The 15358-nt window shown below is 42.3% G+C and carries 16 protein-coding genes; 1 reads left to right on the forward strand and 15 read right to left on the reverse strand.

From position 1 onward, the window contains the following. Position 1: 1 nt before the first annotated feature. The 15 genes from rnhB to rpsB all read right to left on the reverse strand — a co-directional run bounded on the left by rnhB (position 2) and on the right by rpsB (position 14128). A complete protein-coding gene (rnhB, locus tag AC2A4J_RS16440) occupies positions 2-601 on the reverse strand; it encodes a ribonuclease HII (protein ID WP_484176838.1) in 600 nt (199 codons plus the stop codon). Then, a complete protein-coding gene (lpxB, locus tag AC2A4J_RS16445; protein WP_484176793.1) occupies positions 601-1758 on the reverse strand; it encodes a lipid-A-disaccharide synthase in 1158 nt (385 codons plus the stop codon). The genes rnhB and lpxB overlap by 1 nt, the downstream gene beginning before the upstream one ends. Positions 1759-1822: 64 nt before the next feature. Beyond that, positions 1823-2599 carry an acyl-ACP--UDP-N-acetylglucosamine O-acyltransferase gene (gene lpxA, locus AC2A4J_RS16450; RefSeq protein ID WP_255828299.1) on the reverse strand — a complete coding sequence of 259 codons (777 nt, stop codon included), beginning with the start codon at positions 2597-2599 and terminating at the stop codon, positions 1823-1825. Then, the gene (fabZ, locus tag AC2A4J_RS16455; protein WP_255828298.1) at positions 2599-3036 is read right to left on the reverse strand and encodes a 3-hydroxyacyl-ACP dehydratase FabZ; all 438 of its coding nucleotides are present in this window, start codon (positions 3034-3036) and stop codon (positions 2599-2601) included. Before fabZ ends, lpxA begins: the two co-directional genes overlap by 1 nt. Beyond that, on the reverse strand, positions 3037-4074 hold the full coding sequence (lpxD, locus tag AC2A4J_RS16460; protein ID WP_484176794.1) for a UDP-3-O-(3-hydroxymyristoyl)glucosamine N-acyltransferase: 1038 nt from the start codon (positions 4072-4074) through the stop codon (positions 3037-3039). A gap of 3 nt (positions 4075-4077) precedes the next feature. Then, positions 4078-4572 (reverse strand): OmpH/Skp family outer membrane protein, encoded by a 495-nt coding sequence (locus AC2A4J_RS16465; RefSeq protein ID WP_484176795.1) that lies wholly within the window; start codon positions 4570-4572, stop codon positions 4078-4080. 31 nt (positions 4573-4603) lie between these two features. Continuing rightward, positions 4604-6916 carry an outer membrane protein assembly factor BamA gene (gene bamA / locus AC2A4J_RS16470; protein WP_484176796.1) on the reverse strand — a complete coding sequence of 771 codons (2313 nt, stop codon included), beginning with the start codon at positions 6914-6916 and terminating at the stop codon, positions 4604-4606. Positions 6917-6926: 10 nt separating this feature from the next. After that, positions 6927-8273, reverse strand: coding sequence for an RIP metalloprotease RseP (gene rseP, locus AC2A4J_RS16475; RefSeq protein ID WP_484176797.1), 1347 nt, complete (start codon positions 8271-8273; stop codon positions 6927-6929). Continuing rightward, a complete protein-coding gene (gene ispC, locus AC2A4J_RS16480; RefSeq protein WP_484176798.1) occupies positions 8270-9445 on the reverse strand; it encodes a 1-deoxy-D-xylulose-5-phosphate reductoisomerase in 1176 nt (391 codons plus the stop codon). The genes rseP and ispC overlap by 4 nt, the downstream gene beginning before the upstream one ends. Next, positions 9445-10248, reverse strand: coding sequence for a phosphatidate cytidylyltransferase (locus AC2A4J_RS16485; RefSeq protein WP_484176799.1), 804 nt, complete (start codon positions 10246-10248; stop codon positions 9445-9447). Before AC2A4J_RS16485 ends, ispC begins: the two co-directional genes overlap by 1 nt. A gap of 2 nt (positions 10249-10250) precedes the next feature. Beyond that, the gene (uppS, locus tag AC2A4J_RS16490; protein ID WP_484176800.1) at positions 10251-10982 is read right to left on the reverse strand and encodes a polyprenyl diphosphate synthase; all 732 of its coding nucleotides are present in this window, start codon (positions 10980-10982) and stop codon (positions 10251-10253) included. 49 nt (positions 10983-11031) lie between these two features. Further along, entirely contained in the window at positions 11032-11589 is a 558-nt protein-coding gene (frr, locus tag AC2A4J_RS16495; protein WP_255828291.1) for a ribosome recycling factor, read from the reverse strand. A gap of 7 nt (positions 11590-11596) precedes the next feature. Further along, positions 11597-12319: a UMP kinase gene (pyrH, locus tag AC2A4J_RS16500; RefSeq protein WP_113917277.1), complete on the reverse strand. Its 723-nt coding sequence runs from the start codon at positions 12317-12319 to the stop codon at positions 11597-11599. 128 nt (positions 12320-12447) lie between these two features. Next, positions 12448-13308: a translation elongation factor Ts gene (gene tsf, locus AC2A4J_RS16505; protein WP_255828290.1), complete on the reverse strand. Its 861-nt coding sequence runs from the start codon at positions 13306-13308 to the stop codon at positions 12448-12450. Positions 13309-13393: 85 nt separating this feature from the next. Further along, entirely contained in the window at positions 13394-14128 is a 735-nt protein-coding gene (rpsB, locus tag AC2A4J_RS16510) for a 30S ribosomal protein S2 (RefSeq protein ID WP_012068986.1), read from the reverse strand. 332 nt (positions 14129-14460) lie between these two features. Between rpsB and map the strand changes: the two genes are divergently transcribed. After that, the gene (gene map / locus AC2A4J_RS16515) at positions 14461-15318 is read left to right on the forward strand and encodes a type I methionyl aminopeptidase (RefSeq protein ID WP_484176801.1); all 858 of its coding nucleotides are present in this window, start codon (positions 14461-14463) and stop codon (positions 15316-15318) included. Positions 15319-15358 lie beyond the last annotated feature (40 nt).

The raw sequence follows: 15358 nt of genomic DNA on the forward strand, positions 1-15358 counted from the left end.
ATTATCCCTCTAAAATCTTTTTAACTGGGCCAAAACTTCGTCGGTGAATCGGCGTGATACCATGCAACCGAATCGCTTCTAGGTGCAAAGCAGTAGGATAACCTTTATGTTTTTCAAACCCGTATTCTGGGTAAATCTCTGCGGCTTTTACAATATCTCTATCACGGGTGACTTTCGCCAAAATGGAGGCAGCAGATATGGCTGCCTGCCGAGCATCGCCTTTCACCACGGCCTCCGCTGAACAAGGCAAATTTGGCGGTATACGATTACCGTCAACCAATACATGCTCAGGCACTAAGGAAAGTAAAGCAACAGCACGAGACATTGCCAACATACTGGCATGTAAAATATTTATTTCATCAATTTCTTCAATCGTTGCACAGGCAATACCGTAAGCTAACGCTTTATCTATTATCTCGGCGTAAAGAGCTTCACGTTTTTTCTCTGTCAATTTTTTAGAATCCGCCAAGCCAAGGATAGGACGAGCAGGATCTAGAATCACAGCTGCTGCAACAACCTCACCAGCTAAAGGACCTCGCCCAGCCTCATCGGTACCTGCTAGCAAATCACCAAAATATATCTGACTAACAAAAGGCTCCATCACTTCCCTTTTCCTTCAAGCATAGTAACAATAGCTTGTGCGGCTTGGGCGCCTGCATTTTTTCGTAACATAGTATGCAAGTCCAGATACTTGGTCTGAATGTTTTTATCCGTAATGAAAGATCGCCAAGTTTGTATCAAACGCGTCGCCAAATTATCTGGTGTCGCAGCATCTTGCAGTAGCTCTGGAACTAATGCTTCATTAGCTAGCAAATTAGGCAAAGAGACATAAGGTACTTTGATCATTCTAGACATGATGGCATAAGTTAATTTATTAACTCGATATGATACAACCATTGGTCGCTTCACAAGCATAGCTTCTAATGCAGCCGTGCCAGATGCCAGTAAAATAGCATCCGATGCTGCCATCACTGTACGGGATTGCCCATCAACCAATATCGCCTCAGCGTTAGTTTCTTGTAGAATCGCTTCTATTTGAGCGCGTCTCTCTTTATTTGAGGCAGGAATCAAGAAAGTCGCATTGGGCTCTTTTTGCTTAATCAGCTTCGCTGTTTCAATAAACAATGGCGCTAAACGAGACACTTCCCCCTCACGGGAGCCAGGTAATATACCAAAAACAGGCCCCTTAACATGATCTAAATCCAGTGTTTTTCTTGCTTCCGTTACATCACTATCAAGAGGAATATCATCTGCAAGTGTATGACCGACACACACTACAGGAATATTGTGTTCATGATAAATTGGCAATTCAAAAGGAAACAGTGCCAGCATCAGATCGACAGATTTTTTGATATTAAAGATTCGTTTTTGGCGCCACGCCCAAACAGACGGGCTGACATAGTGAACAGTTGGTATGCCTGCTTGTTTTAGCTTTCTCGCAAGCGGCATATTAAAATCAGGCGAATCAATACCAATAAAAGCAGTAGGTGGATTTTTTAAACAAGACTGATATAGACGTTTGCGAATACCCAAAAGCTCTCTAAGGCGGCCCAAGACCTCTACCAACCCCATAACAGATAATCTATCCATTGGGACGACACTTTTGAAGCCTTGTGCTTCCATCAATGGGCCACCAATACCCTCAAAAATTGCATCTGGTTGTAACATTTTTAAATGAGCAATTAAGTTTGCGCCCAAAATATCACCCGAAGCCTCACCAGCCACCAACACATAACGTGCCTTAGACGTCACTTGCATTTATACAACCTCTGATAATAAAAAACCCCGAAATAGTCCGGGGTTTTCTTTTAAAACATGATGCCTATCGGACAATTCCACGTTTTGAATGCCGAATTGATAAAACATACTCAGCTACTTCAGGAATATGGATCATATCCCCTTGCTCAAGCTCTAACAGTGCAGCTTCTAATGTTAAACCTTTTAGATACACCGTCTTATATGCAGTGCGCAATGCTCGAATAACATCTGATGGCACGCCTCGACGACGCATGCCTTCAAAGTTCATTCCGTGTGCTTTAGCTGGAGTACCGGAAACCATGACATACCGAGGCACATCCTTAGCAACCATTGATCCCATGCCGCACATACTAAAAGAGTTCACTTGGCAAAACTGATGAATCCCAGTATAACCGCCAAGAATAACAAAATCGCCAACCGTCACATGCCCAGCAAGCGCTGCAAAGTTAGCTAATATATTATTATCGCCAACAATACAGTCATGACCAACATGCGTACTTGCCATAAACAAGTTGTTATTACCAATTAGAGTAATACCATTATCCTGAACTGTGCCACGATGAATCGTTGCATTCTCACGGATCACATTGTTATCACCAATTACAAGCTGTGTTGGTTCACCCTTATACTTTTTATCTTGGTTTGCCTCTCCGACAGAAGCAAACTGATAAATTTCATTATTAGACCCAATAGTTGTGTGACCATTAATAACAACATGGGATTTAATAACACTATCAGCACCAATTTTCACATTCGGTCCGATCACACAAAAAGGACCGATCTCCACACTGGAGTCAACCTCGGCTTTCGAATCGATCAAAGTAGTTGGATGTATCGCCACTATATCTTCCTGTCAGCACACAGAATAGTTGCAGAACAAGCTAACTCACCGTCAACTGTTGCTCTACACTCAAATTTCCAAATTCCACGTTTTTCAGTAACAATTTTCGCTTCAAGCTGCAATCGATCACCAGGGACAACCGGACGCTTAAAGCGAAGTTTATCAGAGCCTACAAAATAATAGATAGAACCATCTTCTGGCTTTTTATCCATTGTTTTAAAGCCCAGTATTCCTGCTGCTTGGGCCATTGCCTCGATAATCAAAACCCCAGGCATTACTGGATGATCTGGAAAATGACCATTAAAAAATGGTTCATTAATCGTGACGTTTTTATAAGCAATAATGGACTCTTTCAAATTCAGTTCAACAACACGATCCACCAATAGAAACGGATACCTGTGAGGTAAGTATTGGCGGATTTCATTTACGTCCATCATTTATTTATCAACCTTCTCTAAAAACTTATTAACCTGTTGTTTCAGTTGTGCAAACTGCTTTGCCATATCATCTATTCTTCTAACTCGAGCTACTGTCCTGCGCCATTTTCCAGTTGGTTCCATCCCCATCCCAGAAGAGTAAGACCCAGCTTCTGAGATCGAATTACTAATCATACTCATACCAGTAATATGAACTTTATCAGTAAGCTCCAAATGGCCTGCAATACAAACACCGCCTGAAATCGTACACATAGAGCCAATTTTAGTACTTCCAGCAATCGCCGTAGATGCTGCGATAGCTGTATTATCCCCAATTATAACGTTATGAGCAATTTGAACTTGATTATCTATTTTAACACCCTGACCTATTTGCGTATTTTCTATAGCGCCACGGTCAATTGTTGTACTGGCTCCAATCTCAACATTGTCGCCAATAACCACTGAACCTAGTTGATCAATCTTTTCCCAAGAGCCATTGTTAGGAGCAAAACCAAATCCATCAGCACCGATAACTGCTCCGCTATGAATAATACACGCCGCTCCAATTTCTACATTATGGTAAAGGGTGACGTTAGGGTATATGCGAGAACCTTGGCCTATTTTAACACCTCGACCAATAACGCAACCAGCACCGATAACACAGCCCTCTGCAATAACGACATCGTCGTCAATAACAACATTAGGGGCAATAACCACATTTTCAGATAACGTTGCTTTTAAGGAGACTACGGCACTTTGATGAATACCAGACCAATTATGTGTTGCCGGTACAAAAATATGTGATAGCTGAGCAAATGCCAAATAAGGGTTTGAAACAACAATAGCGTTATCGACTAATTTAGCTAACTCTTCAGTCTTGACCAGAACAGCACCTGCCGAGGTGCCCTCAAGTAGATTCTGGTATTTAGGATTAGCTAAAAAACTCAATTCATTTTGAGTCGCTTTTTCCAACGTCCCTAATTTATCTATAACTAGATTAGCATCACCCTTTACAATCCCTTGTACTTTGGCGGCTAATTGCCCTAGCGTATAACTCATAGGTTAATTGTCCTTATTAATACGTTTCACTAGCTCATCAGTAATATCTGCGTCCGCATTAGCATACAAACTTAATTGTCTATTTAATACCAAATCTAATTTTCGCTCTTCTATTAAAGACTTCAGGGCCGCTTCACCTTGTGGAGTCAGAGACTGTATTAATTGCTGTTCTAGTTCTTTAGCTTGGCGCTGCATATTGGCAGCCATACCACGCACTTGATTCTGTTGCTCTGCCAGTTGCTGACGACGCTTTTTAAACTCTTCTTGGGATAGCGTTAATTCATCACGCTTCAGATCTTTTGCAGAGGCTTCAAGTTTTTCTTGCTCTTTTTTCAAACGAGCATCCATTGTAGCCACTTTTTGCTTTGGTTCTTTGGCAGCTTCTTGACCGATATTACTTTGCAAAAGCGCTGCTCTGAAATCCACTACAGCCACTTCAGTCGCTTGCACGCTACCAATAAAGCATAGTGTAAAAATTACTGTTATGAGCTTTTTCATTTTAAAATCCTATTAAATAATGCTTTTTAAATTAAAAAGTTGTTCCCAGCTGGAACTGGAAAAAGTCTGTTTTATCGCCGCTTTTAGAATTCAAAGGACGTGCGAAATTAAATGACAGAGGGGCAATCGGCGTAATCCATGTCCAGCTTAAGCCAAGACTAAAACGAATTTCAGCTGGATCTATACCTTCATTACATTCGGTGTTACCCGCAAGACAGGTATCTGTAAATACGTTACCACCATCAAGGAATAATGCCGTTCTGACCGACTTATGATCCTCCACCATGGGTAATGGAAAAATAAGCTCAGCGGTTCCCGCCATAAGGATATTACCACCCAAGGCCGATGGCGAATTCGATGAACTTGTGTATGAGTTTTTAGGACCTAATGAAGAAGCCCCATAACCTCGTACCGAGTAGGACCCACCCGCGAAATAGTTTTCGAAGAAAGGCAAAACATCAGAATCCCCATACCCTGTACCATAACCTAAACGCCCTTTCAGACGAAACAACCATAAATCCGATCCATTTAAGTTCCAGTAACGCTGAGAGGACAACCCTAATTTGGCGTATTGCTGATCACCAACAGGAAGAGCAACTTCTAATGTAGCTTTCGTTGAGTAACCATCTGTCGGTAATACGCCACCAACGAGGTCATTATCACTCCATGTTAGACTAGCAATAATATCATCGTAGTTATCACCATTACTTTTAACATAGTCATTTGTTTCATTTGATGGATCATAACCTAGCTTAACTGTGGTTTCTTTGACCGTCATACCAAATGATAGGCGCTGTGTATCTGAAATAGGATAACCATAACTAACACCGGCACCGATTTCATCTAGATCGTAATCTTCTACATCATCATCCGCATGATCACTGGTTTTATAGAAAATCTGAAAGCCTCGACTAACGCCATCCACTGTGAAGTAAGGGTTATCATAACTAATGGCATAATCTTGTGTTTGGTTAGTACGTGAGGCATTAAACGACAACTTATTACCCGTACCTAAAAAGTTACGCTTAGAAATACCAAAGCCTAGCACCGTGCCATCTTCTTGTGAGTAACCGATACTAGCCTGAATACTACCTGAAGCTTGTTCCTGCACAACAACATCAAGGTCAACCTGGTCAGAGGTTCCAGCCACAGGCCGCGTACGAAGGTCAACACTACTAAAGAAGCCTAATCGCTCTATTCGACGTTTAGACGCCTGAATTTTAGAATGCGTAGCCAAAGCCCCTTCAAATTGGGTCATTTCACGACGCAATACTTCATCTTGCGTTTCGCTATTACCACTAAAAGTAATACGACGAACGTACACTTTAGGACCTGGAGCGATTTGATAACTAAGATTTACAGTATGATTATCTAGCTTCTCTGGAATCACATTAACGTTAGTAAACAGATAGCCCTCATCCCCCAATACGGTTGAAATGCCTTCAATTACTTTGGTTACATCACTGCGAGAAAAAACATCACCTTTTTGCTGAGAAATCTGTTTCCAAACCAAGTCTTCAGAAATGGGCAAACTGCCACTCAACGAAACGTTATTAATATTATAAGGTTTGCCTTCTTCAACATTAATAACAATATAAACGTCACGCTTATCGGCCGACAAACTTACCTGGCTAGAAACCACGTTAAAATCTAAATAACCATGATCTAAATAAAAGCTCTTAAGAGTATTGATATCACCATCAATCTTACCCTTAGCGTATTCGTCAGCAGAACTAAACGGGTTCCAAGACCCTGTTTCACTGGATTCAAAGTCTTTCGTCAGTGTCTCTTCATCAAAAGCTTTATTACCAACAATATTCATATGAACGATTTTAGCCGTATCGCCTTCGTCAATTTTAATGACGATTCCAGCACGATTACGAGGCATATCCTCGACTACAATATCCACTTTGGCACTATAACGGCCAAGCGCATAATATTGACGCTGAAGCTCTTGAACAATCTGATTTAGCGTCTCAGGTTTGTAAATCTCACCTACTTCTAAGCCCGATAATTTTAATCCGCGCTCTAAATCTTCGGTTTTAATCAGCTCATTACCTTCGATAGTCAAGTTGCCTATCGAAGGACGTTCCTCAACATCAAACACCAAGACGTTACTTTCTTCATATACATCTATGTCACTAAAATAGCCCGTATTAAAAAGAGAATTAATCGCCTGATAAACCTTATTTGAGTCATAGGACTCATTCTTATCAAAGCCGATAACATCAAATGCTCTGGACGATGGCATTTGCACCAAGCCATCAATTCGAACATCCTCTACATCTTTTGCAAAACTTTGCACGCTTATTAAAGCCAAAAATACTGCTGAAACGACTTTCACATCTACCTCTCTACAAGCGGGCAATATCATTAAAAATGGCAACGGCCATTAAAGCAAATAAAAGAGAAGCACCAACTCGATACGCCATATTCTGAATTTTTTCAGAGACTGGCTTTCGACGAATAGCTTCAATACCAAAAAATAACAAATGCCCACCATCTAACATTGGAATAGGCAACAAATTAAGCACCCCCAAACTAACACTGAGGTAGGCCATGAACTTCAAAAACGATTGTAACCCTGAGTCTGCTGACGCACTCGCCACTTTAGCAATAGTTATTGGGCCGGATAAATTATCAACAGAAATCAACCCCTGTACCATTTTCCCAATAGAAGAAACAGTTAAAGATATCATCTTAGAGGTTTGCGCAACACCATAAGAAAGCGACTCAATCGGACCATAATGGCGCTCTCTAATAAGACCTTCATCCCACTTAGGTGGAACAACGGCCAATCCAGCATACCCTATCGTCTTGCCATTTTGTTCAGTAGATTTAGGCAACAATAATAATTTAACAACATTTTGTGAGCGCAACACTTCAACAGCAAGCTCCCTACTAGGGCTTGCTTGAACCACTGAAACAACTTGCTGCCAGCTAGATACCGGTCGATTGTTTATACTTAAAATTTCATCTCCAACCTGAAAACCAGCCACAGATCCAGCGCCATCATCCACAACCTGAGCAATAATAGGAACCACTGTCGGCTGCCATGGGGATAAACCAAAAGCGCGAATCAGATTGCTTGGTTCATCGCCAACCAACCACCGATTAAGCTGTATAGTATCTTCCTGTAAAGAACTCATACCATCGGGCTGATAACGAACGGTAATAGTTCCTGTTTTTCCGATCAAGCCTGCTAACACTAAATTTACATCTTCCCATGAAGCAACAGACTCATCAGCAAGGGAAATAAGTTCGTCACCAGGCTGAATTTGTGTTTGAGCGATAGGAGATTTTTTTTCAATCTGGCCAATTTTTGGCGCTATAGATTGCACACCAAGTAAAGCCACTAAGGCGTATATAGCAATTGCCAAAATAAAGTTGGCAATAGGTCCTGCGGCCACAATAGCAATACGCTGCCAAACATTTTTTGTATTAAAAGCCTGATTTCTCAATTCAGCAGGAACATTTCCTTCGCGCTCATCAAGCATTCGAACGTAACCACCAAGAGGAATCATCGCCAATGTATATTCTGTACCCGTTTTGCCAACATAGCGATAAATCGGCTTTCCAAAACCAACGGAAAAACGCAGCACTTTGACACCACAACGGCGAGCGACAAAAAAATGTCCAAACTCATGAAAAGTAATCAACAAGCCTAGAGCAACAACAATAGATAGAATATTCTGTATCATGAAAATTTACCGCTAGAAATCATATCCAGTGCCAATTGACGAGAATATCGATCCGCCTCAAAAACGTCATCAAGGTCATTCACAGCAACTACATTCGCCGTCATCAAAACCCGCTCATTAAGCTTTGCAATGTCCAGAAAGCCAATCTGTTGATTTAAAAAAGCAGCCACGGCAATCTCATTTGCAGCATTCAAAACCGCCATAGCCGTCCCCCCCATAAACCAGGCGTCGGCCGCCAACTTCAAATTAGGAAAACGTTCTAAATCTGGGGATTCGAAATTCAAACGGGCAATATCAACTAAGCTCAATGCTGGAACACTCGTTTTTATGCGATTTGGCCAGCTCATCCCATAAGCAATTGGAATTTTCATATCAGGATTGCCCATCTGGGCAATTACTGAGCCATCAAGGTAGGACACCATCGAATGAATGATACTTTCTGGATGAACAACAACATCCACTTCATTAGGCGTAACATCAAACAACCAGCAAGCCTCGATCAACTCCAAACCTTTATTCATCAATGAAGCAGAATCTATAGATATTTTCTGCCCCATTGACCAGTTAGGATGCTTGCAGGCCTGCTCTGGCGTCACGGTCGCCATATCGTCAAGTGACCAAGTTCTAAAAGGCCCACCAGAAGCAGTCAAAATCACCTTGGAAACATCTTGCTTATGCGCTCCACGATCAGTTTGAGGCAAGCTCTGATAAATCGCATTATGCTCACTGTCTATAGGCAAAAGCATGACATCATGGCGAACCACTTCATCCATAAAAAGCTTACCAGCAGTAACCAAGGACTCTTTATTGGCTAACAAAGTTCTCTTACCAGCACGGATACCTGCCAAGGTAGGTTTAAGACCAGCAAAGCCCATAATGGCAGCCATTACCTGATCAACAGCAGAGTCAGCAGCAATACTGTCTAAAGCATCTTCGCCCCACTCAAATGAAATGGACATACCTGAGCAAAGTTGTGCCAACTCATCCCGCGCTTTTTGTGAGCCCATTACGACGCGTTGAGGGTTGAAACGGCGACATATTTCTGACATTTTATCGACACTTTCATTGGCCGATGCACAAATTAAAGAAAATTTGTCTGGGTGCTGAGCAATAATATCCAAGGTACTTTGACCAATCGACCCAGTCGCACCCAACAAGCAAATACCTTGCATCAAAGCCATCCAGCCAAACTTAGCAATAAAACATAAATGGGAGCCGCAGCAACCAAACTATCAACTCTATCCATAACGCCACCATGTCCAGGAATAAGATGACTAGAATCTTTCAAATCTTCATGACGTTTAAACAAACTTTCCGTCAAGTCACCCAAGACAGAAACAGACGATGTAATTAACGCAATACCAGCTAAAATACACCAATGAGATAGCGTAAAATCACTCAATACAGCAAAAATAGCCACACCAATTTGAGTTAGCACTAAGCCACCCATTACGCCTTCCCATGACTTACCAGGACTAACAAAACGCGCCAATTTTCTTTTACCAAAGGCTCGCCCTGCAAAATAAGCACCTGAATCAGCCCCCCAGATCAACCCCATCAGAAGCAACACCCAAACAACAAAGTTATTTGATTGCTTCAATACCACCAAGGCCGACCAAGTTGTCACTAACACCAAGACGCCAAACAACAAACGACTAAAACTATGACGCCAAATAAGTGGCGCTGGATAACGAATCACCCAATATAATGCCAAGACCCACAATAAAGGGCTCAAATAAAGCGATGCTTTTTGCAAGTCATAATTCAATACGACAAAACAGACACAACCAATAAAAGCAGCAAACAGAATACGAGAGGCCTGATTAACTAAACCAGATAGACGAGCCCATTCCCAGCCTGCTAAAAATACAACAGCCCCCATAGCAAAAATAAAATTAGAGGCTTCAAGTACAAAAACAGCACAAACAAACAATACAGCCATGACAATGGCACTAAAAATTCTAGGGAGTAACATGGTTATCGACCACCATAACGTCGTTGACGGTTTTGATAAGTTTGAATAGCCTCATCAAAATGTTTTTGACCAAAGTCCGGCCATAACACCGGAAGAAAAACAAATTCAGAGTAGGCTGTTTGCCACAATAAAAAGTTGCTAATTCGCTCTTCCCCCGAGGTTCGAATCAAAAGATCAGGCGCCGGCAAGTCTGCCAACTGCATATGCTCACCCAACAACTCTTCATCAATATTTTCTGGAGAAAGCTCACCTAACGCAACACGCTCTGCGATCGCCTTTGTCGCTTGAGCGATATCCCATCGACCACCGTAATTGGCTGCAATCACCAAAGTCATCTGGTCATTGTCTTTTGTTGCATCTTCGACATTCTTGATTTGCTTTTGCAAACCACTACTAAAGCTTGAAAGATCGCCTATCACTCTAAGTCTAATTTTGTGTTCATTTAATCGCTTAAACTCTTTTTTCAAAGAACGCATAAACAATGTCATTAAGCCATCGACTTCTAGCTTAGGACGTTTCCAGTTTTCACTAGAAAAAGCGAACAACGTCAACACCTTGACATCTGACCTAGCAGCGGCCTCAACCACACGCCGCACAGCTGACGCCCCTGCTGTATGACCCGCAATACTCGGTAGGTGTTTTTTCTTTGCCCAGCGATTATTGCCATCCATAATGATGGCAATATGAGCTGGACCGACAGCTGAATTAAGATCAGCGCCATCCAATTCAGACATAGCGTTACCCTAGTCAATAAAAAAAGCGAGCCGAGGCTCGCCTTCTTCATTAAATTTCCATCAAGTCTTTTTCTTTTGCCGCAAGACGCTCTTCAACTAGCGCAACATGCTTGTCCGTAATTTTCTGAACCTGATCCTGTCCACGACGATCGTCGTCTTCAGAAATCTCTTTTTCTTTCACTAGGTCTTTCAAACTTCCGTTAGCATCACGGCGAATATTACGAATAGCAATACGGCCATTTTCAGCTTCGTTCTTTGCTTGCTTGAAGTAATTCTTACGAGTCTCTTCAGTTAGCGCAGGCATAGGAATTCGTATTAGATTGCCATTAGTCGCTGGGTTTAAGCCAAGATCAGATTTCATAATGGCTTTTTCGATTTCAGGGACTAAGTTATTTTCCCAAGGGGAAACCCCCAAAGTTCGTGCGTCTTCAACGGTAATGTTGGCCACTTGGCTTAACGGTGTTTCAGAGCCGTAATAGTTCACTTTAACTGAATCTAAAATACTAGGGTGCGCACGGCCTGTACGGATTTTTTTGAATGCAGACTCTACAGAGGCAACAGCTTTGCCCATACGGTCTTCTGCATCTTTAAGAATTTCGTTAATCATAACTTCCTCACTTAATCAGTGTACCTTCACTGCCACCAACCATGATATTTACCAAGGCTCCCGGCTTATTCATATTAAATACGCGTATTGGCATACTGTGATCACGGGTCAAACATATTGCAGTTAAGTCCATGACACCTAATTGTTTTTCAAGAACTTCATCGTAGCCCAATGTATCATATTTCACCGCAGCAGGATCTTTCATTGGATCTGCGGAGTAAACACCGTCTACTTTCGTTGCTTTCAGTACGACATCCGCATCAATCTCAATACCGCGCAAACAAGCAGCAGAGTCAGTCGTAAAGAAAGGGTTGCCAGTACCAGCAGAGAAAATGAGCACATCACCTTCTTTCATCAAGCGCATGGCACGACGTCTATCATAAGGCTCAACGATACCAGTCATTGTGATTGCTGACATCACACGAGTTGCAATATTTGCACGCTCTAACGCATCACGCATAGCCAACGCATTCATTACCGTTGCCAACATCCCCATATGGTCACCAGTAACACGATCCATACCAGCCTGACTTAACGCCTGACCGCGGAACAAATTACCACCACCAATAACGATACCAACCTCAACCCCTATACCGCGCAACTGCCCAATCTCTAGGGCAATTCGATTCAACACTTTAGGATCGATACCAAAGGACTCATCCCCCATCAAGGCTTCGCCGCTCAGCTTAAGCAAAATTCTTTTGTATTTTGGACTCTTTTCTTTTGGCATATCAACCTCCGGCAATGATTTCATATCTTGAGTAATTGAGGCTAATGTAGCCGACACTCATGTACTTGTCTTTCATAAAAAGGGGCAGTCAAGCTGCCCCTTTTTTTGCAAGACATTACAACTAGGAATTAACCTTTAAGTTGTGCTGCTACTTCTGCTGCAAAATCCACTTCAGCAACTTCAATACCTTCACCTACTTCAAGGCGAATGAATGAAGCTACCGTTGCGCCAGCGTCTTTTACTAACTGACCAACTTTGATTTCTGGGTTCTTAACAAAAGGCTGTTCAGTTAAGCTGTTTTCAGCCAAGAACTTCTTCATACGACCAACAATCATTTTATCAACGATTTCTGCTGGTTTACCAGCCATGTCTGGCTGTGCACGAACAATCTCTTCTTCTTTTGCAAGAACTTCAGCAGGCATATCTTCACCGCGAACAACGCGAGGAGATACAGCGGCAACGTGCATAGAAACATCTTTAGCCAGCTCCGCAGAACCACCTTCAAGCTGAGTCAATACAGCGATTTGGCCATTACCGTGAAGGTAACCACCTACTAAGCCACCCTCGATGATAACAGCACGACGAGGTGTGATGTTTTCACCAATTTTTTGAACCAAAGCTTCACGAGCTTCAAGCATTTCGCCTGAAATCACTTTCGCCATGTCAGTTTCTTTCGTTGCAAAAACAACGTCAGCTACTTTATTAGCGAAAGAAATAAAACCTTCGTCACGAGAAGCGAAGTCAGTTTCAGAGTTAACTTCAACCAAGACACCGTAAGATGAATCATCAGCTACACGCATAATGATTGTACCTTCAGCTGCAGTACGGCCCGCTTTTTTAGCTGCTTTCATGCCACTTGATTTACGTAGTTCTTCGATAGCCACTTCGATGTCAGCGTCAGCAGCGACAAGTGCTTTTTTACACTCCATCATGCCTAGGCCAGTACGATCACGTAACTCTTTTACCAATGCTGCAGATACTGCGGCCATGTTAAATCCTCTTTATACCAATTCAAATTTAAAAAAGGAGGTAAGAAACCTCCCTTTAGAAACCAGAACAAACTAGAAAGTTTGCTTACGCTTCAGTAGCTTCGCTTACTTCAACGAATTCGTCAGCAGTGCCAGCAGTCGCATTACGACCTTCAAGAACCGCATCAGCAAAAGCGCCAACGTACAATTGAACTGCACGAATCGCATCATCGTTAGCTGGGATGATGTAATCAACACCATCTGGATTACTGTTAGTATCAACGATACCGATAACAGGAATACCTAATTTGTTTGCTTCTTTAATTGCGATACGCTCATGATCAACGTCAACTACGAACAATACATCAGGAAGGCCGCCCATATCCTTGATACCACCCATAGAAAGCTCTAGTTTTTCAAGCTCACGAGTACGCATCAAAGCTTCTTTTTTAGTCAGCTTATCGAAAGTACCATCGGACATTTGAGTTTCAAGTTCACGAAGACGCTTGATAGATGCACGAATAGTTTTGTAGTTAGTCAACATACCACCTAACCAACGGTGGTTAACGTATGGCATACCAGAGCGAGCAGCTTGCTCTTTAATCGTTTTAGATGCAGCACGCTTAGTACCAACAAACAAAACCTTATTCTTGTTTTCAGCCATTTTTTTAACAAGCTCTAGAGCATTGTTAAGAGCTGGAACAGTGTGCTCAAGGTTAATGATGTGGATCTTGTTACGAGCACCAAAAATGAAAGGCTTCATTTTTGGGTTCCAGTAACGAGTTTGGTGACCAAAGTGTGAACCAACCAATAATAGGTCGCGCATAGAAACTGTAGGCATTTTACTATCCTTTATATTTGGGTTATTTATGCTTACCAGCTAAAAGCGTCAGTCAAATAAGGTTTAAGGCAACCTAAGACACCCAAGACACTTTCTTTAGTAGCGGCAAGATCGTTGATTTAAGTTAGTTAGCTTATTTTAGGCACAAGCCTAACAAGCCGGCGTTTTATACCACATTCAGGCAAAAACCAAAAGACTTGAACGTATTTTTTACACACCATCAGAGACACGTTTTTTTCAATTAGAGAGGCGATTCTGCCGCTCAAGTCATGTAGAATGTCCCGCAACGATATTATCGACCCAGATATAAACCTATTTAAGACATGTGAATTATGAGCAACGAAACCCTACAGAAAATTGAAGAGCTGACCAAAAATGGTCGAATAGAAGCGCCTAGCTGGACACCACGCCCAGCGTCGACTCGCTTTACAGACATTAGCGATATAGAAGGTATGCGTACGGCAGGCAAACTGGCTGCTGACGTGCTGGTTATGCTAGAAGAATTTGTTGTTCCAGGCGCAACGACAGAGCAACTAGACATTATTGCCCACAACTACATTATCGAAGTGCAAGGCGCAATCCCCGCTCCCTTAAACTACCATGGCTTCCCTAAGTCTTGCTGCACCTCTGTTAATGATGTTATCTGTCACGGCATCCCAAACGATAAAGCACTAAAAAAAGGTGATGTAGTCAATATCGACATTACCATTATAAAAGATGGGTATTACGGTGACACCAGTAAAATGTTTTTCGCAGGCCCAGCTCTACCTCATGCAGAGCGCTTAGCAAAAATCACTCAAGAGTGTCTCTACCTTGCTATCGACATGGTGAAACCAGGCACACGTCTTGGCGATATCGGCGCCGCTATTTCCGCCCATGCACACAAACACCATTACACAGTTGTGGAAGAATATTGCGGCCACGGTGTTGGAACGACATTTCACGGCGAACCACAAGTCGCTCATTACGGTAAAGCTGGCACTGGCGTTATGCTAGAAGAAGGAATGACTCTTACTATAGAGCCAATGATTAATGCGGGTAAAAAACAAGTTAAACACACCGGTCCAGATAATTGGATAGCTAAAACCAAAGATGGCCGCTTATCCGCTCAATATGAACATACTCTCCTTGTCACTGCTGATGGGGTTGAAGTGCTTACCCGTCGACCAGAGGAAACGCGCTTCTCTTAAGAGGGGCGCATTTCTTAAGAATAGTTTAACAATCTTTTGC

It is taken from the genome of Marinomonas sp. ATLA20 (assembly GCF_057180105.1).

Bases quoted from the DNA above. Each gene is read 5' to 3' on its own strand.
- rnhB (WP_484176838.1), bottom strand. From the start codon at position 601: ATGGAGCCTTTTGTTAGTCAGATATATTTTGGTGATTTGCTAGCAGGT.
- lpxB (WP_484176793.1), bottom strand. From the start codon at position 1,758: ATGCAAGTGACGTCTAAGGCACGTTATGTGTTGGTGGCTGGTGAGGCT.
- fabZ (WP_255828298.1), bottom strand. From the start codon at position 3,036: ATGATGGACGTAAATGAAATCCGCCAATACTTACCTCACAGGTATCCG.
- lpxD (WP_484176794.1), bottom strand. From the start codon at position 4,074: ATGAGTTATACGCTAGGGCAATTAGCCGCCAAAGTACAAGGGATTGTA.
- AC2A4J_RS16465 (WP_484176795.1), bottom strand. From the start codon at position 4,572: ATGAAAAAGCTCATAACAGTAATTTTTACACTATGCTTTATTGGTAGC.
- rseP (WP_484176797.1), bottom strand. From the start codon at position 8,273: ATGATACAGAATATTCTATCTATTGTTGTTGCTCTAGGCTTGTTGATT.
- ispC (WP_484176798.1), bottom strand. From the start codon at position 9,445: ATGCAAGGTATTTGCTTGTTGGGTGCGACTGGGTCGATTGGTCAAAGT.
- AC2A4J_RS16485 (WP_484176799.1), bottom strand. From the start codon at position 10,248: ATGTTACTCCCTAGAATTTTTAGTGCCATTGTCATGGCTGTATTGTTT.
- uppS (WP_484176800.1), bottom strand. From the start codon at position 10,982: ATGTCTGAATTGGATGGCGCTGATCTTAATTCAGCTGTCGGTCCAGCT.
- frr (WP_255828291.1), bottom strand. From the start codon at position 11,589: ATGATTAACGAAATTCTTAAAGATGCAGAAGACCGTATGGGCAAAGCT.
- pyrH (WP_113917277.1), bottom strand. From the start codon at position 12,319: ATGCCAAAAGAAAAGAGTCCAAAATACAAAAGAATTTTGCTTAAGCTG.
- tsf (WP_255828290.1), bottom strand. From the start codon at position 13,308: ATGGCCGCAGTATCTGCAGCATTGGTAAAAGAGTTACGTGATCGTACT.
- rpsB (WP_012068986.1), bottom strand. From the start codon at position 14,128: ATGCCTACAGTTTCTATGCGCGACCTATTATTGGTTGGTTCACACTTT.
- map (WP_484176801.1), top strand. From the start codon at position 14,461: ATGAGCAACGAAACCCTACAGAAAATTGAAGAGCTGACCAAAAATGGT.